This window comes from Chitinibacter bivalviorum (genome assembly GCF_013403565.1).
In the GTDB taxonomy this organism is placed as follows: Bacteria; Pseudomonadota; Gammaproteobacteria; order Burkholderiales; family Chitinibacteraceae; genus Chitinibacter; species Chitinibacter bivalviorum.
Genome location: NZ_CP058627.1, coordinates 1,493,446 through 1,513,673, shown reverse-complemented (window position 1 = coordinate 1,513,673; position 20,228 = coordinate 1,493,446). Strand labels below are relative to the sequence as shown.

The following is a 20,228-nucleotide window of genomic DNA, read 5'->3' as shown; positions in this document are numbered from 1 at the left end:
AAACAATCGTGAAGCAAGCGGTTTATTGGTTTCGCAATGATTTACGCCTCAGCGATAACGCGGCATTAGCACATGCTTGCCAGCAAGCGGATCAAATCACCTTGGTTTACTGTCTGCCACCCGAAGAAAATACTCAGTGGGGGTTTGCTCGCCTAGGTCAGCACCGAAAATCATTTCTGGCTGATACCCTTATAGACCTGGCGGCGCAGTGTGTCCAAAGAGGAAATCGTTTGCTGATTGTAGAGGGTGTTCCAACCATGGTTTTGCCGTCTATTTTGCAAAATCTGAAGGCCAATACGGTTTATTGCGAGGCGATTGCCGCGCCGTATGAAATGGCGCAAGTAGAGGAACTTCGTACCCAAGGCTACTGCATCGAGACCATTTGGCAATCGAGCTTGCTAGATCCGTCCACACTGCCATTTCATCCTCAAGACTTGCCGTTGATATTCACTACTTTTCGCCAACAAATTGAACAATCGGGCACCGTGCCACCAGCTCCACTCGATTTAATCAAACATTTACCTGCGGCACCGAGCACTGCACAAGCACTACACAGCGTCGATTTAAGCGAATGGGCGGGCACGCCTTCCGTGGATGAACGAAGTGCATTTCCCTATCATCATCCGCAATGGCATGGTGGAGCGACTGCGGCGCTGGCGCATTTACAGCGTTATTTTGCGTCTGGTTTGGCAGATCAATATAAGCACACTCGCAATGGCTTGATTGGCTGCGATTACTCCAGCAAGTTTTCGCCCTGGCTAGCCAGTGGCGCGCTATCGGCAAGGCAGATTTATCAGCAATTAATCGCTCATGAAGCAATCAATGGCGCGAATGAAAGCACCTACTGGATTTGGTTCGAATTGCTATGGCGGGATTATTTCAGGTTATTGCATCTACGTTTTGGCTCGCAACTGTATCACGCCAAAGGCCTGAATGATGCAGCGACGATTTCACATCAAGCCGATTATTTTTTTAAGTGGTGTCAGGGTGAAACTGGCCAGCCATTTATCGACGCTGGCATTCGCGAGCTAGCTGCCACGGGTTATCTTTCCAACCGAATGCGACAAAATGTGGCCAGCTTCCTGATTCATGATTTGCAATGTGATTGGCGAGCTGGTGCAGCATGGTTTGAATCACAGTTGATTGATTACGATGTGTATAGCAATCAAGGAAATTGGCTGTATTTAGCCGGTCTCGGCACTGATCCAAGGCCAAATCGACGCTTTAATATTGAAAAGCAGATTAAAAACTACGATCCCAATCATGATTATTTGCAGCTATGGTCTCACTAAAAGGGCTTTGTGAATCATAGTGAGCTTAATGTGAGATGGCTGCTTTGGCTGATGTGTCGATGCCGAAGCTTGAAAAATAAAAGGCGGCTAACCAATCAGGTGCGACCTTTCGTTTTCTGGGGTCATGCTAGTGCTGCTCGGCCTTTGCAGACATTTTCTCCAAGCACGAAATTGCCTAGCAGACCTGAGGTAATCAACTTAGCCGAAAAAACCACCCACGGAATTGGGGTCTATTCAGTGGTCTATCGAAACTGATTTTGCTCGTTTGCACAAACTTAAACGTTTCGAGTTCTATTTATAAGGGGGGCTCAAAGCGCGTGGGGCGAGTTTATATTTCCGTCTCAAGCTCAACTATGGTGGTAATTGCAAAATTGTTATTTCGCCAAACGTGATTCCGATTACATTCTCACCTGTTCTATCGATTCTTTACTGTGTGTCAAGACGATTGGCTGTGAGTACAGTCCTCGTCAATGCCTTTCGAAAACAATACAATTGCTTTTGTTTCTTACAAATAAATTGTAAGTCTTGAGGGTTTGATAAATGCGAGTAAAGTCAGTATTGGTTGCGACTCTAGTTTTAACTGCGATCAGCACATTCGCCGTTGCCGCCAATGTGGTGCAATTTAGCCCACAAGGCGAAGTCAAGGAAGTACAGCAAGTTCGGCTGACTTTTGATACCAGCGTGATCGCACTGGGCAATAGCGCCGCACCTGCACCGCTGACTTTCAGTTGTGCGCTTAAAGGCAAAAGTCATTGGATTGACGATAAAACCTGGGTACTCGATTTGGAGCAAACGCCGCCCGCCAATACCGATTGCCGCTTTACGCCCAAATCGGGTTGGAAAGACTTAAAAGGCGCAGCGTTGCCGGCTAATCTGAGCTACCGCTTTTTTACTGGCGCGCCGATCGTGACGCAAAGCTGGCCGAGCGAAGGGCAGATCGAAGAAGATCAGGCTTTTGTGCTGCAATTTAATGGTGCTGCACCCAAGCTCGATATGCTGTATTGCCAATCAAGCAGCTTGCCCGAGCGCATTCCGGTGAAAGCACTCAGTAGCAGCGACAGAGCTGCGCTACTTAAACACCTCGATCTGGAAAAACACGCGGCGACAATAGCGACCGTGCGCTGCGATCAGCGTCTGGCACCCGATAGCAAGCTGATGCTGGTGCATACGCGTGATAAAGCTGCTGCCGATAAGCTCAATTTCTCAGTACGGCCACCTTTTACCGCGACGATGAACTGTTTGCGCGAAAACGCCAAAGGCGCGTGCATTCCATTCAAACCAATCAGCGTCAAATTTAGCTCGCCTGTGCAGGCCAAACTAGCGATGGCAATTCGTTTAAATGGTGCAGAGGCTAAACGCGCGCCGCAAGCCGAGCAAAATAATAAAGGCGCCGCACTCGAAGAAATTACGTTTGCGCCGCCATTTTCGCCGCTAGAAAGCTTATCGCTCGTGTTGCCCGATGGTTTTAGCGATGAAGTAGGGCGTCCGCTTGCCAATGCCAATCGTTTCCCGTTGGCCATTAAAATGGCCGATTATCCACCGCTGGCCAAATTTGCTGCAGCGCCATTTGGCATTATCGAATCGAGTAGCGATGCGGCTGTCCCGATGACACTGCGCGGCGTTGAAGCCGATTTGAAAATTAAATCGGTGCAGCTTGATGGCAAAGCGCTGCGTGTGACTGATGACGCGCAAATGATGAACTGGCTGGGCAAAGTGCTTCGCTACCATGAAAGCAGCGTCGAAGTTGGCAAGCGCAGCGTAGAGACGCGTCGCCTGTCTTTGCTGGAAAAGGAAAAATCAGCGCAGCCGATGAAATTGCCATCGCAGCCGGATAAAAACGGGAAGTGGCCTTTTGAAGTTGTCGGTATTCCGGTGGCTACACCTGGTTTTTATGTATTCGAAGTGTCGTCCAAAATCCTTGGTAAATCGCTATTGGCCAGCAATAAGCCGATGTATGTGCGCACCGCAGCGCTGGTCACCAATATGGCGGTGCATCTGAAGCAATCGCGCGAAAACACCGCGGTGTGGGTGACGACGCTGGATAAAGGTCGCCCAGTGCCGCAAGCGCAAATCAATATTTACGATTGCGCCGGCAAGTCATTGTGGTCGGGCAAAGCCAATGAGAACGGCATTGCGCTGATTAATCAGCGACTGGATGCGGGCCGTTGTGGCAATCAAGAAGGCGAGGAAGCGCTGTCGGGCTTATTTGTCACCGCACGCGCCAAAGACGCTGCAGGCAATGATGATGTGTCTTTTGTTCGTTCGAGTTGGAATAAAGGCATCGAATCTTGGCGCTTTCCATTTCCAACCAGTAGTGACGAAACTTCAGCGATTATCGCGCATACGGTGCTCGATCGATCTTTGCTGCGCGTAGGCGAGACGGTTTCGCTCAAGCATTTCTTGCGCGTGCAAGGCAGTAAAGGCTTATCACTGCTAAAAAATGATCAGTTGCCACAACAGCTACGTATTGTTCACGATGGTAGCGGCAATGAAGTGAATCTCCCGCTGACGTGGCGCAAAGGTCGCTATGCCGAAAGTACATTTACGCTGCCCAAAGACGCCAAGCTTGGCGAGTATTCGCTGTATCTGGAACGCAAAGGCACGCGCAGCCGCGACGATAGCGACGCGCCTGCTAATCCGGCGCTCGATGGCTATAGCTTGCACAGCGGCAATTTCCGCGTTGAAGCTTTCCGTCTGCCAGTGATGACAGGGCGTATTAACGCCGAAAAAGGCGCGAATATTGGCAGCAAAGATATTCCATTGAATGTGTCGCTGGCGTGGGGTAATGGCGGCCCGGCCAAAAGCTGGCCAGTGCAAGTGAGCGCCATGCTCAATACCAGTTATGAGCGCCCAAGTAATTACGAAAGCTACACTTTCTCGCCACCTCAGGCTGGGCCTGAGCAAAAACAGCCATCGCTAGACGGTAAAGTCATACTCGATAAAGCGGCGGTAGTACTCGATCAGAACGGCAATGGCAAAACGGCGATCAGCAATCTGCCTGCGCTCGATAGGCGCTACGATCTGGTTAGCGAAATGACGTTTAGCGACCCGAATGGCGAAGTGCAAAGCATTACGCGCCGCATTCCATTGTGGCCAGCGGCAATTCAAATCGGTCTGAGCGTTGATAGCTGGATTACGACCGGCCGCGCATTGCAATTGAAAGCGGTGGTGCTCGATACCAATGGCAAACCGGTTGCCAATAAAGACGTCAAAGTGAGCTTACGCGAGCATAAATATTTATCTGCGCGTAAACGCCTCGTTGGCGGTTTTTATGCTTGGGATAACAGCGAAGAAATAGCCGATAAAGGCAAAGTTTGTAGCGAAACGACCAATGGGCAAGGGCTGGTTTTCTGCGAAATCAATCTGAAAGACGCTGGCGATATGGAGCTGATAGTCGAAGCCAAAGACGATCAGGGCCGAGTAACGCGCAGCGCGCAAAATGTGTGGGTTAGCCAACACGACGAGTTGTGGTTTGACGCCGACAATAACGACCGCATTGATATCCTGCCGGAAAAACTGAGCTATGAGCCCGGAGAAACTGCGCACTTTCAAGTGCGCATGCCGTTTCGAAAAGCCACCGCTTGGATTGCGATTGAGCGCGAAGGTATTTTGGAGACGCGTACGGTCGAGCTTGATGGCAAAACCGCCAGTTTTGATCTGAAAATCGCTGCTGATTGGACGCCAAATGTGTACGTATCGGTGTTGGCCGTGCGCGGCCGCGTGCGCGATGTGCCGTGGTATTCCTTCTTTACCTGGGGTTGGAAAACACCAGGCGAATGGTGGAATGCGTACTGGAAAGAAGGCAAAGACTATGTGCCGCCAACCGCACTAGTCGATTTATCACGTCCGGCGTTTAAATACGGCATTGCCGAGATTCAGGTCGGCAGCGCGGCCAAAGAGCTTAAAGTCACCGTCACGCCTGCGCGCAAAATTTACAGCATACGGGAGCTGGCCGAAATCGTGGTTAGCGTTAAATTACCGAATGGCAAACCGGCACCTGCAGGAACTGAAGTCGCTTTTGCTGCGGTCGATGAAGCGCTGCTGGAGTTGCAACCCAATACCAGCTGGGCGCTGATGCAGGCGATGTACCAGCGCCACAGCTATGGCGTTGATACGGCAACGGCGCAGCTCGAAGTCGTTGGTAAACGCCATTACGGGCGCAAAGCGCTGCCACCGGGTGGCGGCGGCGGTAAAGCGCCAACGCGCGAATTACTGGAAACCTTGCTGACCTGGCAGCCGAACGTCGTGCTCGACGCCAACGGCACGGCGCGTGTGAAAGTACCGATTAATGACGCGTTGACGCGTTTCAGGTTGGTCGCGGTCGTTGATCAGGGTAATGATCTGTTTGGCACGGGAGAGAGCAGCATTACCGTGCAGCAAGATTTGCAGCTGGTGTCGGGCATTCCACCGTTAGTGCGCGAAGGCGATCAGCTCGCGGCGGGCATTACGCTGCGCAATGGCAGTGATCGCAAAATGAAAGTGGCGGTCAATGCTGCTGCAGGCATTAATAATCTGCCCACGCAGCAGCTCGATATTCCAGCTGGCGAATCGCGCCATATTGTGTGGCCGATTGCGATACCGAATGACGTGCACGAGTTGCAATGGCAATTTAGCGCGCAAGAAGTGGGCGGAAAGGCGCTCGATAAACTGGCCATTCGCCAGCAAGTTGAGCCCGCGGTGCCGGTCACGGTCGAGCAGGCGACGCTGCAACGCGTAACGGGCGATTTGCAAATTCCGGTCGCGCTACCTGCCAATGCATTGGCGGGCCGTGGCGGTATTCGTATTTCGTTGCAAGATAAACTCGGCTCTGATTTGCCTAGCGTTCGCCGCTGGTTCCTCGAGTATCCGTATTCTTGCCTAGAGCAAAAAACCTCAGTAGCTCTGGGGCTGGGTGATGCAACGCGTTGGCAAAAACTGATGACCGAGCTGCCGCTGTACCTTGATAGCGATGGCTTGGCAGGGTATTTCCCACAAAGCGAAGGTGGGTCAATCTCTGGGAGTGATACTCTGACCGCGTATGTACTGGCGGCCAGTCATGAAGCAGGACTGGCAATTCCTGATACGGCACGTCAGCGCATGATTAACGCGCTGAGCGCTTTTGTTGAAGGCAAAATCAAACGCGATTTGTATATCTCGCGTCAGGATCTGGACGCGCGTCGTTTAACTGCGATGGAAGCATTGGCGCGCTACGATGCTTTCCGTCCAGCGATGCTCGATGTGCTCGATCTCAATGCGCAGAAAATGAGTACTGCGATGCTGGTTGATTGGTTGTCATTGCTTAATCGCGCCAAAGCGATCCCGCAGCAAGCAGCTAAAATCACCGAGGCGAGCAATTTGCTGCGCGCGCGCTTAACGTATCAAGGCACACGGATGGTGTTTAGCACCGAGCGCGATGATTACGCCTGGTGGTTAATGGGCAGCGCCGATGTGAATGCCGCCAAATTGCTGCTGGCGACGCGTAACTTGCCAGATTGGCAAGCCGATATGCCACGCGTGCTAACGGGTCTATTGGCGCGTCAGCAAAAAGGCAGTTGGCAAACGACAACGGCCAATTTATGGGGCACATTGGCGGTGGCGCAATTTTCGCGTCAATTTGAAAATACGCCAGTGACGGGCAACACAACGGCGAGCTTGGGAACGCAAAAGCTCAACTTGAACTGGCCAGCCAAAGATGGCCATTTAGGCGTGTTCGCTTGGCCCGCAACTGGCAAAGAACCGGTTGTACTCAAGCAAACTGGCAGCGGCGAGCCGTGGGCGACAGTGCAAGTCGAAGCTGCGGTGGTGCTCAAAGCCCCGCGCTACGCGGGCTACAGCATCAAGAAAACACTAACGCCTATCAGCCAGAAAGTTGCTGGCCAGTATCAACCGGGAGATATCGTTAAAGTCACGCTCGATGTTACCGCACAAGCGGATATGACTTGGGTGGTAGTCAATGACCCGATTCCGGCTGGGGCAACGATACAGGGCAATGGACTAGGGCGAGATTCGGCGATTGCCACCAGTGAAGTTAAAGCCGGCAGCTACGCCGACTATGTCGAGCGCAGTTTCTCGGGCTACCGCGCTTACTACAGCTATGTACCACGCGGTGGTTTGAAAGTGGAATACACCTTGCGCCTCAATAACTCAGGTACTTTCCAGCTGCCGCCAACGCGTGTTGAAGCAATGTACGCGCCGGATGTGTTTGGTCTGTTGCCTAATGCTCCAATGAAAGTGAGCGAGGCGAAATAGGTCTGTGAAGTCGAATTTTCAGTTTGCGATACTGCTGCTAACGCTGGCCTTGGTGTCGATTACTTGGCCAGCGCCTGCTCTAGCGCAGGCTAGGCCGAACTTTAAAGAAGTCAAAGCCGCGTGGCGCTCGTCCGATGTGCTGGTGCTCGATCGCAGCGGCGCCCCACTGCAGCGCGTTCGCGTCGATATGCTGGCGCGTCGTCTCGATTGGGTGACCTTGCCAGAGATTTCGCCCGCGATGCGCCATGCCCTGCTGGTCTCGGAAGACAAACGTTTTTATCAGCACAGCGGCGTTGACTGGTCGGGTGTTGCTGCCGCGGCGTGGGGTAATGTCTGGAATACCAAAACGCGCGGCGCATCGACGCTGACAATGCAGCTGGCGGGTCTGCTCGATGATGATCTGAAAGCGGGCAATAGCGGGCGCAGTGTATGGCAAAAAGTCGGGCAGGGCTGGTCGGCCAGCTGGCTGGAAACACACTGGAGCAAGGCCGAAATTTTAGAAGCATATCTAAATCTGGTCAGCTTTCGCGGCGAGCTGATTGGTCTGAATGCGCTATCTGCTACCTTGTTTGGCAAAATGCCCAGTGGCCTGAATAATTCGGAAGCTGCCATTGCCGCAGCCTTAATTCGCGGCCCGAATGCCGCGCCAGCCAAAGTGGCGACGCGCGCGTGCAAAATCTTGCAAGACCTGCAAAATCAATCCAAAGCAGCCAATTGCGATGCGATCAAAATCGATACCGAGCTGGCTTTATCACGCAGCAAATCGGCCAATCCGCTAGCAGAAAACGATGCGCCACATTTTGCGCGTCAGCTGATTACGCAGCAGAAAATTGCCGCCGGAACGCAAGTGAACAGCACGATCTCGCGACCACTGCAACGTTACGCCAACGCGGTACTGAAACGCCATCTGGGCGCGCTCGCGCAGCGCAACGTGCAGGATGGCGCGGCGATTGTGTTGGACAACGCTAGCGGCGATATTCTGGCCTGGGTTGGCTCGGCGGGCGCGGGTTTATCATCGGCTGCCGATGTCGATGGCGTCACTGCATTGCGCCAAGCGGGCTCGACGCTCAAGCCTTTTTTGTATCAGCTGGCGCTGGATAAACACTATCTGAGCGCCGCCTCGCTGCTCGACGATAGCCCGCTCGATTTGCAAACCGCGGGCGGGCTGTATGCGCCGCAAAACTACGCCAAAGATTTCAAAGGCCTCGTGTCGGTGCGCACCGCACTGGCGTCGTCGCTTAACGTGCCCGCCGTGCGCGCGATTGAAATGGTCGGTGCCAGCGCCTTGCGCGATCGTTTGTACGCACTGGGGATGACCAGCTTGCAGCAGGATGGCGATTATTACGGCGCGAGTCTGGCGCTCGGTGCGGCTGACATCCGGCTGATCGAGCTCGCCAATGCGTATCGCGCGCTCGCCAATGCCGGCATCAGCAGCCCACCGCGCTTTATGAGCAATCAGGCCAAAGTGGCGGATAAGAAAGTTTTAGATGCTGCCAGCAGTTTTATCATCGCTGATATCTTGTCCGACCGTACCGCGCGTGCGCGAACTTTTGGTCTGGAAAGCGTGCTGTCGACGCCGTACTGGAGCGCGGTAAAAACCGGCACCAGCAAAGACATGCGAGACAATTGGGCGGTCGGTTTTTCGCACCAGTACACTGTCGCGGTGTGGGTCGGTAACGCCAGCGGCGAGCCGATGTGGGATGTGTCCGGCATGCACGGCGCAGCGCCAGTCTGGCAGGCGCTGCTTGATCGAGTGCAAACGGGTATTAAATCCTCATTGCCACCTACGCCGCCTGCCGGTGTTACGCAACGCAGTATTCGTTACAAAGGCAATATCGAAGCGAGCCGCAAAGAATGGTTTTTGGCCGGCACCGAGCGCGATGTCATCGTTGCCGAAACCAATCCGACTCAGAACCAAGCCCCCGGCATTATTGCGCCGCTCGACGGCAGTATTTTCGCGCTCGACCCAGATGTGCCGCCCGCTAATCAAAGACTGGTGTTCCGCTCTCGCGGCGTTAAAGCGGCGCAGTGGTGGCTGGATGGCAAGAACATCGGCACAGGCGTAACGCAAAACTGGTTCCCATGGCCGGGACGGCATCAACTCGAGTTGCGTGATAGCAAAGGTTTGCTGCTGGAGCGCGTGAAATTTGAAGTGCGCGGTGCGACGGTGAGGGAGAAAAATATTAGAAATCGAAATTAAATAGTTTTGGATGTATATAAAACCGTTAGGAATTCATCCTCACTATCTACTGATTTGGATTTGGGTTTTTTCCACTCACAAGGTGATATTGCCCGTTTTTGTAGCGCAAAACCTGTTTTTGCTTGATCTCATTGAGCGTTGATTGAATCGTGATTTGCACTGGATCATTTTCCGTTGCACCATCTTCACGATTTAATTCAACTTGATGCTCTTTCTGACCACTAAATTCAATGATCAGATCGCCAGGTTGATTACCTTTGCCATCAATGTGCCACATGCCCTTGATGTCATAGCATTCGTGCGAGCTGAAATGATCTTCTTCGATTTTGCGTTCAATGGTTTTACCTATTGGTTGATTCATTGCCGCTTCGCAATCACGGGATTCCAAATTGCCTTCACTCAGGCGGATGTATTTGCTAAATAATGGTTTTATCTCAGTTGGTCCAATCTGATACAGATTAAGGCTGGTAAAACATTGCCCTTGAAAACAGTCAGAGCTTTCAATCGCAAGTGCAAAGTGGGTCTGATCCAAGCGGATGACTTTAGTCTCCTCGGGTTCGCCATATTTTCCAGCGGTAGTGACTTCGTCTTGCTGGTCTAAGAATGTCCAAAGGTCTTTGTCTTTCTTAAACCAGAAGGCACTGATGATGCCCGATGAGGCATGACCACCGGCAACTTCACCGGTTTGGTCAACGAGCGCCGAGCCTGTGATCATGACGGCGTGCTCTGCATCGAGTTGTACGACCTGCTGCGGGCTAATACGATAGCGCAATTCATTTTCAGCGGGCGTAGAGGCTGGTTTTATTTCACCTGCAGTCTGGTTAATTTCTTGAATCTGATTTTTACCTTTGGGCTCCCAAGTTGGGAATACCAACTTCATTAATTCTATTCGGTTTAGGCTTTTTGCGCCTGGTGAACTGGGTGAGCAGGCGCTGAGTACGACCGTAATGAACAGTGCAGTGATGAACGAGTGAAATTGGATTCGATGTAGAAATTGCAGTGACATAGATATTTCTGGGCAAATTGAAGTTCATTTCATCCATTGTATCTTTTTCTAGACTTACATCTTGTTTGTTTAAGTGTTGGTGTGGCGGTCATCTCACCTAAATGCAAAAGTCACTCTTACACTGCTGCTGCGCTGCGATTGCCAAACCACTGTTCGCGCCGATTGAAATTTGACCCAGGTGGATGCGGATAAAATCTTGGACTGGTTTTATGTATTTAACCCAAGCCTTTTTCGATATTCAATCGGACTAACTGCACCGAGTGAAACCTTAATTCGCTATTCGTTATACCATCGAATGTAGGTGTCGACCATCTGAGTGAATTGCTCAATGGTAACTCAGTAAATCTGACTGCAGGGCTTTTACAATGTGGCTCAGGCTTTTTTGCTCGGCTTATATAGGAGTGGAAACATTCAGCTTATAGGACACGGGGCTTGTCAGAGAGATATTTTCTGGTCAGCCCCCGCAGTCTTTTTTAGTAAGCCAGCGCGTTCAGGAATCGATTCAAAAAGCCCAGTGTCCCAGCGACACCGTAGGTATTGCACGTCGCTGAGGCATAGCCCGGCGCGCAATCCTTATCGCGATCAAACGACCAGAAATGAACGCCGCCCAGATTATTCTGGATCGCAAAATCCGTCACCGTCTGGACATCTGCCAGTGTAAAGGTTTCATCGATGGTGTCGTTGCCGCCAATCATCGGGGTGATTTCAATCTGGCTATAAGGCAGCTGGTACTGCTTATGCAGATTGATCGCCGCCTGCACCGCTGACTGGCCCATATCGCACTGCCCACCGCTTACTACGCAATTGCTCGGCGTGGTGCTGCCGTAATCCATCGTCATCAGATTGATAAAATAATTGCTCAGGCCATTGCGCTTGATCGACTCCATTACCAGTTGCCCCTGTGCGCCCAGACTTTGCTGCACATTCCCGCCCAGCGTGGCCAACGTGAAACTAAAGCGCAAATGCGGGAACTGGCTTTGCGCGTTTTTCACTCGCAGTACCAAGCTATCAATATCGGCCTGCGTCTGACCCGCCTCGATATCGAAATCGATACCGACCAGATTGGGCGAATTGTAGCGATTAATGAATTTCACAAAATTGGCATCCGACGTGCAATTAAATGCGCCCGCCGCGCCGCCGGTGGAAATGATGTATTTCTTGTTGGCCGCCACCCACGCCCCCACATTTGCTGCCGCCACCGCTGCGCCATCTAGCCCGCCCCAGTTTTCCGAGCCACACGTCCCCGTCGCAAATGCCCACGTCACTACTTCGGCCTTGCTCGGCAGCGCCGACAGCAAGGTTTGTTGGCTACCATTGACCGCCGTACCGATCACATTGGTGTTCCAGTTCATGCCCAACAATATGTCTTTATAAGGACTAAAAAATACTTGATCGGTATTGGGGCTCGGCGTCGTGTCAGGCTTGGGAGTTGTCGTCATCACAGGCGTACTTGTGGGTGCGGGTGGCGCATTGTCCTCCTCTGAGTCTCCGCCGCCGCATGCTGTAAGAATGAGGCTAGCCATAAGAAGGGCACTGATTTTAAATGCGTTGTTGAATGACATGTTATTCCAGAAATAGATCAGCTTTTGCCAATGATTAAAAACAGCATGCTGATTACGTGAAAGTGTTGAATTGACTTTTTTCGTAGTGACAATGAGTATTTGATAGGACGGATCAGTCGGCTTTTTGCTAAATAAGGACTGTGAATTGCCCCAGTGATCCAAGCCACATGAAAGTCTGGTCACTTGCAGTTGCTAAAATTGAGTTTGGTAATTGGCACTAATGAAAAACATTTGAGGTGAATCATATTGCCCATTGAGTGGGCCAATATTTTGCACGGTTGCATCATCGACATGCATGTATTCCAGCGCCAGTCCGACACTACTTTTCTTGTCTAATTGGTAAACGGCACCCGCTCCAAATCGCCATGCAGCGCCAGAGGGTAGGGCGAGCGACGCATTGTGCTGATCTTGATAAAAGCTTGAGTCATAAGCTACGCCCGTATTGAGTCTGAGTTTTTCATTCCACTGATATTGCACACCAAGCGCTGAATGCCATGTGTCTTGGAATTGTTGTGATACTTGGGCGCCATTGATTTTATTTTGATTGTAGGCACTCCAATCTTGCCAACCGACATTGCCCATCACTGCCCAACGCGGGCTGAGCTGATGAAATGCACTGAACATGATTTGTTGTGGCGCATTGAGCTCTTGGGTAACTAAGGTTTGCTGTCCAAGGATGCTGGGGTTGAGATCAAAATTGTATTGGGTCGCACTGGTGTAGGCTAAACCAAAACGGGTTGATTCATTGTACTGATACAGTACACCCAATTTGGCATTCAAAGCCCAATCTTCATTTGAGGTTTTTTCTTCCGCACCGAGCAAGGTATCCCGTGTTAAAGCGGCATAACCGTAATTGATCCCGAGGCTAGCCCCGATAGACCATTGATCATTAATCCGATAAGCCACACTGGGTTGGAAAGTGAGCGCCATGGTGGCGCCATTTTTAATGAGTGAACTTCCCAAATCGTTGCCCTGTGGACCGGAAAGCCCCCAGTGACCAAAGTCCATGGCAAGTCCATAATTTCCATACAGGCCAAGACCAACCGTGAGCTGATCATTGATGCTGTGGCTATAAAATGCGCTCATGCCTGGAAACCAGCCGATCACATTGTCTGCATCAGCGCCTATCTGGGGGCGATACTGCACATCGCCATACAGTGCTTGAGCACCGATGGTGATTTGATCACCCTTTAGCATGCTTAAGCCAGCCGGATTGGTCATCATAACCGATGGATCTTGGGCTCTGGCGGCCATACCCGCACCCGCTAAGCCCACATCTTCGGTGCCAACTTCATAAAGATAAATCCCTCCCGCCCACGTGGTGCCAGTGCACAGAGCGAGCAATAGAATGCTGGATTGAAATTTCATCGAAAAACCCAAGTGCAAGAGATGGCCGCATCGTTCAGATGGGCCATCCATTGAGAGAAATGCACCATCACTCTCTAGCTGCGGATGATTATCGGCAGGCGAGCGATGGTTTTAGTTTTAATTTAGTGCCGAATTACCGTTTTTTGGTGCCTGGCAAGATTTCAAAACGAGGATCAAACTTTTCCTGCGTACTCATCAATTGAGCCAGTACAGCCTGATTGCCGCTTAATTTCACTTTGCCCGCTTTGGCTAAGCTCTCAAATGTAGCTTGCCCAGTCATGATCATTTCCAGATCAGCGCGATTGGCCGTCACTGTCAGATCGGCATCGGGGGCAGTAAAGCCTTTGATGTTGGTGAGCGTTGAATTGCTCATTTCCAAGACGTATTTCTCGCCATTATCAGGGGTAAGCAGATTGATCTTGAATTTCATCCCCGCTGCTTTCTGGCTGTTCATCGCCACGCCCAAGTAATCGAGCATCAACTCAGTCGAGATTGCCCGTACCATATCTGGGCTGCCTGTTTTGGGTGATGCGCCTTCAGGTATGCCATGACGTAGCTCGTAGGCACTGGCCAAGAAACTATTGCGCAATGCCACGCTTTCTTTCTGATAACCCAGTTGCTCGTAAACATCGGCGAGCAAGTCTTTGGCCGCAGTGTTTGTCGGTTCAGCCAATGTGAGTTTGTTCAGAATTTCAACTGCTTCCAGATATTTGCCTTGCTTGTGCAACTCACGACCTTTGGCGATGATTTTCTTGCTGCCGCCCATCATTTCAACATACAAAGGCGCTGAATCCCGCGGCGACAAGGGAGTTAACGTGGCTGGATTTGCATCCCAGTAACCGAGATAGCGATTGAGCACTGCACGACTATTGTGTTCTTCCGAGCCATGGTAGGAATGTGCAGCCCAGTTGCTTTGCAATGACTGAGGTGGTTTGTAGACATTGTGAATTTCATTAATCGTCACGCCGTTGTTCGCGTGATGCAGCACGTCGTTATTCAGATTGGCGTATATGTCGCGCTGTGTTTGCAAGACTTCTTTCACGCGCTCATTGCCCCAACGTGGCCAGTTGTGTGACGCAAACATTACATCTGTTTTGTCACCAAACATATATAGCGCATTGTTGATGTTTTTCGACCAGAGCAATGCGTCGCGCACCAACGCACCGCGCAAGGTATAAATATTGTGGACCGTACCAGTTACATTTTCCGCCGCCCAAAAAGCTCTAAACTGCGGGAAATAGGTATTCATTTCCGCCGGAGCCTCGGTGCCGGGGGTGTTTTGGAACACCATCTGCACGCCATCGATTGTTATTTCTTCGATGTCTTTGCTAATTGTGCGTGTCGGCTCAAGTAGTCCCACTTCACCGGAAGCGACGTTTTTACCGATGGCCTGATCGACATGTCCAAAGGGATTGCGAGGCAACAAAGTGCCATAAGTAAGTTGCATCCGACGCGTCATGGCATTACCCGCATACATATTTTCTGAAACCGCATGCTCCATAAAGCCTTCTGGCGCAAGTACCTGTACCTTGCCGCTTTTCACATCGGCTTCATCTACTACACCGCGAATCCCGCCAAAATGGTCGGCGTGTGAATGCGACAGTACCACAGCAACCACGGGGCGTTTCCCAAGCTGTTCATTGGCAAAATCAAGCGCGGCCCGTGCGGTTTCTTTTGCGGTCAGTACATCAAACAAGATCCAGCCCGTATCTCCTTTAATCAGGGTCATATTGGCCAAGTCAAAACCGCGAATCTGATAGATTTTGCCCGGTACAACTTCGTATAAGCCGTAAGCCATATTCAATTGAGCTTGGCGTTGAAGTGAAGGATGAATGCTGTTGTAGTCTTTACCTTGAGATAAATAATCGTAGCTACCGATATTCCAAACGATATCACCCTGATCATTCCGAATCAGGCGATAGGAAGGTGCTGCGATGAAGCCTTTTTTAGACTCTTCGAAGTCGCGCTGATCTTCAAAGGGTAAACTTTTGCGCTGAGCATTTTGCATCTCAACCGTATATTGGGAAGGTTGTTTGCCTTTGGGATCAAAGTGCTTTCCAGCCATGGCCGCCGGATCTGTGACTGCCGAGCCACCGCCACCTGCCGCAAACGTTGGAGTACAGCTAATGCTGCCCAATAGTGCTAGAGAGATACCAACTGTGAGTGGTTTGATACGCATATTTTCTTCCTTTGATACGAACTTTGAGAATTAGATCAATTGCACTAATTCGAGTATATTAGTTCATACGAACTAATTTTGAGCTGTAAAAATACACATTGATGAGGTTGAAATATGGCGATCGCAAGCAAACAAACTGACCCACTTACACGTTCAAAATCCATCACATCACTCAATACGATAAGTAACATTCTGGACAGTGCACGAAAGGTCTTGATTGAACATGGGCATACTGGCTTTACTACGCGTAAAGTGTCCCAGCTGGCAGGAATTTCACCTGGAAATTTGTCCTATCATTTCCCAAACAAAAATCAACTACTTCAGGCTTTGATTACCCGAATGCTTGACGAATATTTATGCAACTTTGAAGTCGCGCTAAATATAGGGAGCGATCAAGATAATATTGGGTTAGAAGCCCTAATCGACTGGCTAATGAAAGACGCGGTAAGCACTGCAACAGTAAGAACCTTTCGAGAACTTTGGGCAATGGCATTGCATGATGAAGCGATTAGCAGAATGGTTGATCGCTTTTATGATGAAACGATTGAAAGAACCACTGCTCTGATTGCAAATGCGTATCCAAACCTAGCCATTACCAAAATTTCGGATGTAGTCAACTTAATTGCAATGGTTACGGAAGGTGCAATCGTGCTTTATGGGACTCAAGAAGCAAGACAAATTGGATACGATAAAGTCAGGCAGTATGTAGTTACAATCTGTGCCAAAGAAATGGCGTCTTAAAAGCAAAGTATTATTGAGCCCGTTAGAATATTTTTGTTGTGTCCAACGTGCACAGCTACGGTAGCTAATCGACACGTTGCGAACTCTGACAGAGACAAACCCGAACGTCCGGTTAGGCCGACGTGTCGATGCCGACGGTTGAAAAATGAACGGCAGCTACCCTTCGGGCTGCTGCCTTTATCATTTTGGTTTTGTGCCTGAGCTACTAGGCCAAAACGGATTTCTGAATGTTAATGTGCGGTGAATAATTGGCTCAATCACCGCATTATTTGCAGATATTAAGTTGCTCTTGCGGTGGATGTACCCCATAATTACCGCATGAATAGCGGCGAATATAAATACATCTGGCAGTCTACCGACTGGCCAAATTGGCATTACGATCTGGCTGCGTTAGCAAAGCCGCTAGCTGACGTTTGCCGTGCTCAAGGCATGTTACTTGGGCGATTAAGTGACGTTGGCATGACTCTACGCGATCAGGCCAGCTTGCTGGTATTGACAGAGGATGTCCTTAAAACGAGTGAAATCGAAGGTGAACATTTTGATGTCTCCACTGTGCGCTCCTCGATTGCACGGCGTCTTGGCGTTGATATTGGTGCATTAGCACCCACAGATCGGCATGTCGAAGGTGTGGTCGAAATGGTGTTGGATGCGACGACTCGCAGTGCTGATGCCCTCACATTAGGTCGGTTATTTGGCTGGCATGCAGCCCTGTTTCCGACTGGCTTTAGCGGAATGAGCCGCATCCGGATTGGCGAGTTTAGAGCGGATGAGGATGGCCCAATGCAAGTCGTTTCCGGCCCGATTGGCCGGCAAAAAGTACACTATGAAGCACCTCCTGCAGAATGCCTAACGCAGGAAATTGCTCATTTTTTGGATTGGCTAAATAGTCGTGATCTTAAAGATCATGCAATTTTAAAGGCAGGGATTGCACACTTGTGGTTTGTGACCCTGCACCCGTTCGATGATGGAAACGGACGGATTGCCCGCGCGGTGGGGGACTTACTGCTGGCGCGTGCAGATGGTAATACTCAGCGCTTTTATAGCCTTTCGGCACAAATTCAGCGAGAGCGAAGTGACTATTACGACATATTAGAAAAAACCCAAAAAGGTACGCTGGATATCACGTTCTGGCTGAGTTGGTTTCTTAATACCTTGCTCCGAGCAATTGAGCACGCTCAGCTTACGCTGGATGCAGTGCTGGCCAAGGCCAACTTCTGGCTGCGCTGGTCGGCTACGCCATTCAATGAGCGGCAAATCAAATTACTCAATCGGTTACAGGACCGCTTTGACGGCAAACTGACCTCAAAAAAATGGGCCGCCATCGCCAAGTGTTCCACCGATACCGCGCTGAGAGACATCAATGAATTACTGAATTTGGGTGTGTTGCATAAATCTGAATCTGGCGGGCGAAGCACTTCCTACGAACTTTCCGGTTGATTTAAGCAGTGTAATACCCGCCTTTGGCCGAGACGTAAGATTCTCGGCCGAGTGCCTACGATGCTTTATATTTCAGTTTGCTCCGATATCTCGAGAGCATCATCAACTTCAATGCCAAGATAACGAACAGTGCTTTCCATCTTGGCGTGGCCAAGTAACAGTTGAATCGCACGCAAGTTCTTTGTGCGTTTGTAGATGAGCGTGACTTTGGTTCTTCGCATGGTATGTGTGCCATATTCAGTCGGATCCAGCCCTATTGAGCTGACCCAGCGACTTACAATCCGAGCATATTGCCGAGTTGAAATGTGTGGCGAGAATTGGCGCTGCCGACTTGGGAAAAGATACTGATCAGAACGTAGTTTGGCCTGTAAAACCCAAGCAGAAACGGCATCACGCGTAGGTTCCGTAATTTCAAACTGAACTGGGCGTTGTGTCTTGCTCTGTAGTATGGAAGCACGTGATGCGACTTGATTCCCGTGACAAACATCTCTAACTTTTAAATTAACTAAGTCGCAGCCGCGCAACTTACTGTCGATGGCTAAGTTGAACATGGCAAGGTCACGCACCTTTTTACCAAGTTGCAATCGAATTCGAATGGCCCATATTTCTTTAAGCTTTAGTGGTGGTTTTTGACCAACAAGTTTTCCTTTGTTCCACGGTTCGTGGTGAATATCGTTCGGCATGGCAAACTCCTTACAGTTAAAAGGAGTTTAATTATTTGAGCGACTCAAGCTGAATGCGGATCGGATTGCAAACTTAGTGGGGCGAAAGGCTGCTTTGGCCGAGCAGCACGAGATTTCACCATAAATAACTAAGGCCGCTACCTGATGGATTGCGGCCTTTCGTTATTTGGGCTGCGGCATCGACAGATCGGCCAAAGCGGACATTTTCACCGCGATCGAAATTATCTTTCGCACCTATGGCACTCCAAAACACCGTCAATATAAATGGTTTTAATTGAACAATGGATGCGCCATGGCGCAATCGACCAGATGATCCAGTAAGACACGCACTCGGGCTGGCATCAATTGGCTTTGCGGCCAGACCGCGTAGATAACTCGGGATTCGGTCTCCCAATCTGGCATCACAGTAACAAGTTGTCCGCTTTCTAATTCTTGGATCACCTGCGGCTTGGGACAATACAGTAGACCAATACCCGAGCGTGCCATATGCACTGCCAACTGAATCTCGTTGACGCGAAAATGACCTTGCGGCAGCCACGTTTGGGGGATTGACGTCGAGCGCTCAGTGAAGCGCCATTGAGTCACTGGATCGGCAACGATTAATTTATGTTGTGCAAGCGATGATGGATTCACAATCGGCGGATTTTTCGCCAGATAATCAGGGGATGCGGTTAATACAATGCGCACCTCTCCCAATCGGCGTTGCCCAAAAGAAGAGTCGGATTGCTCGCCGACGCGAATTGCCAAGTCAGCGCCATTACCAAGCAAATCCTCTTTGTGATTGCTCAATTGAAGTTCTAACTTAATTTCGGGATAACGCAGCATAAAGCTGCTCCAAAAATGCCGGAATGGGCCATTAGATAAATTGATTGGCGCGAGCACTCGCACCGTGCCACTGAGCTGATTGAGGTTGGCGTCCAAAGATTGCGTAGTTTGTTGCAAAGCCTGCAATAAAGGACGGCATTGTTCATAATATTGCTGGCCCGCTGGCGTTGGCAACATACGCCTCGCGCTACGATGTAACAGTTGGCAACCCAATTGCTGTTCCAACTTCTGCAAACGGCGGGTGAGCGTCGCCGCGGGCAAATCCATTTTCTTAGCCGCCGCGCTTAGGCTGCCCGCTTCCACAATACAAACAAATAGCGCCAGATCATCAAGCATGATTTCATTTTTGGAATTTATATTTGATTTTTCAATTGTATTTTCAATTTTCGTCTTTTGCTATGCTCAACATTATTCAACAAGCACAAAGAGCAAACGTCATGTCCGAAGCACAAAAATTTCGTTGGGTTTTTTCATTTTTAATGTCGCTATTGATGTCGGGCGTCATGAGCGGTTGGGTCACATGGATGGTAGTCGGCCTGAACGAGCACTTTTTCATGAGTTGGGGACGTGCCTTTATCACCGCGTGGCCAGCGGCTTTTACGATTGTTATGCTTTGCGCCCCATCAGTACAGCGACTTAGCCAGAGAATCGTGATCAAAATTAACAGCGCAGAAGCTTAAAATGACACAACTTTCGTCCTGAATGCT

At 50.3% G+C, this 20,228-nt stretch carries 12 protein-coding genes and 1 pseudogene; 6 read left to right on the top strand and 7 right to left on the bottom strand.

Annotated elements, in window-relative coordinates; all coding sequences use genetic code 11:
- The first annotated feature begins 8 nt into the window (after positions 1-8).
- The 3 genes from HQ393_RS07075 to pbpC all read left to right on the top strand — a co-directional run bounded on the left by HQ393_RS07075 (position 9) and on the right by pbpC (position 9,720).
- Positions 9-1,292 (top strand): DASH family cryptochrome, encoded by a 1,284-nt coding sequence (locus tag HQ393_RS07075; RefSeq protein ID WP_179358120.1) that lies wholly within the window; start codon positions 9-11, stop codon positions 1,290-1,292.
- 540 nt (positions 1,293-1,832) lie between these two features.
- The gene (locus HQ393_RS07070) at positions 1,833-7,520 is read left to right on the top strand and encodes an alpha-2-macroglobulin family protein (RefSeq protein ID WP_179358119.1); all 5,688 of its coding nucleotides are present in this window, start codon (positions 1,833-1,835) and stop codon (positions 7,518-7,520) included.
- A gap of 4 nt (positions 7,521-7,524) precedes the next feature.
- Positions 7,525-9,720, top strand: a complete 2,196-nt coding sequence (gene pbpC / locus HQ393_RS07065) for a penicillin-binding protein 1C (protein ID WP_179358118.1) — start codon at positions 7,525-7,527, stop codon at positions 9,718-9,720.
- 46 nt (positions 9,721-9,766) lie between these two features.
- Here the strand turns inward: pbpC and HQ393_RS07060 are convergent, their stop codons facing one another.
- The 5 genes and pseudogenes from HQ393_RS07060 to HQ393_RS07040 form a co-directional block, all read right to left on the bottom strand.
- A complete protein-coding gene (locus tag HQ393_RS07060) occupies positions 9,767-10,600 on the bottom strand; it encodes a hypothetical protein (RefSeq protein ID WP_179358117.1) in 834 nt (277 codons plus the stop codon).
- Positions 10,601-10,933: 333 nt separating this feature from the next.
- Positions 10,934-11,062 (bottom strand): annotated as a pseudogene (locus HQ393_RS07055) (IS3 family transposase); the annotation flags it as partial.
- A 137-nt stretch (positions 11,063-11,199) separates the two neighbouring features.
- A complete protein-coding gene (locus HQ393_RS07050) occupies positions 11,200-12,165 on the bottom strand; it encodes a glycoside hydrolase family 18 protein (protein ID WP_218871324.1) in 966 nt (321 codons plus the stop codon).
- 315 nt (positions 12,166-12,480) lie between these two features.
- Complete coding sequence (locus HQ393_RS07045) at positions 12,481-13,656, bottom strand: OmpP1/FadL family transporter (protein WP_179358115.1); 1,176 nt, start codon at positions 13,654-13,656, stop codon at positions 12,481-12,483.
- A gap of 133 nt (positions 13,657-13,789) precedes the next feature.
- On the bottom strand, positions 13,790-15,835 hold the full coding sequence (locus tag HQ393_RS07040; protein ID WP_179358114.1) for an alkyl/aryl-sulfatase: 2,046 nt from the start codon (positions 15,833-15,835) through the stop codon (positions 13,790-13,792).
- 114 nt (positions 15,836-15,949) lie between these two features.
- Here HQ393_RS07040 and HQ393_RS07035 point away from each other — a divergent pair, with 114 nt between their 5' ends.
- Positions 15,950-16,576 carry a TetR/AcrR family transcriptional regulator gene (locus HQ393_RS07035; RefSeq protein ID WP_179358113.1) on the top strand — a complete coding sequence of 209 codons (627 nt, stop codon included), beginning with the start codon at positions 15,950-15,952 and terminating at the stop codon, positions 16,574-16,576.
- 318 nt (positions 16,577-16,894) lie between these two features.
- Positions 16,895-18,013 carry a Fic family protein gene (locus HQ393_RS07030; protein ID WP_179358112.1) on the top strand — a complete coding sequence of 373 codons (1,119 nt, stop codon included), beginning with the start codon at positions 16,895-16,897 and terminating at the stop codon, positions 18,011-18,013.
- A 65-nt stretch (positions 18,014-18,078) separates the two neighbouring features.
- Here HQ393_RS07030 and HQ393_RS07025 read toward each other — a convergent pair whose 3' ends face one another.
- Positions 18,079-18,696, bottom strand: coding sequence for a tyrosine-type recombinase/integrase (locus tag HQ393_RS07025; RefSeq protein ID WP_179358111.1), 618 nt, complete (start codon positions 18,694-18,696; stop codon positions 18,079-18,081).
- 270 nt (positions 18,697-18,966) lie between these two features.
- Positions 18,967-19,857: a LysR family transcriptional regulator gene (locus HQ393_RS07020; RefSeq protein WP_179358110.1), complete on the bottom strand. Its 891-nt coding sequence runs from the start codon at positions 19,855-19,857 to the stop codon at positions 18,967-18,969.
- Between the two features lie 101 nt (positions 19,858-19,958).
- Here HQ393_RS07020 and HQ393_RS07015 point away from each other — a divergent pair, with 101 nt between their 5' ends.
- The gene (locus tag HQ393_RS07015) at positions 19,959-20,201 is read left to right on the top strand and encodes a DUF2798 domain-containing protein (RefSeq protein ID WP_179358109.1); all 243 of its coding nucleotides are present in this window, start codon (positions 19,959-19,961) and stop codon (positions 20,199-20,201) included.
- The last annotated feature ends 27 nt before the right edge of the window (positions 20,202-20,228 follow it).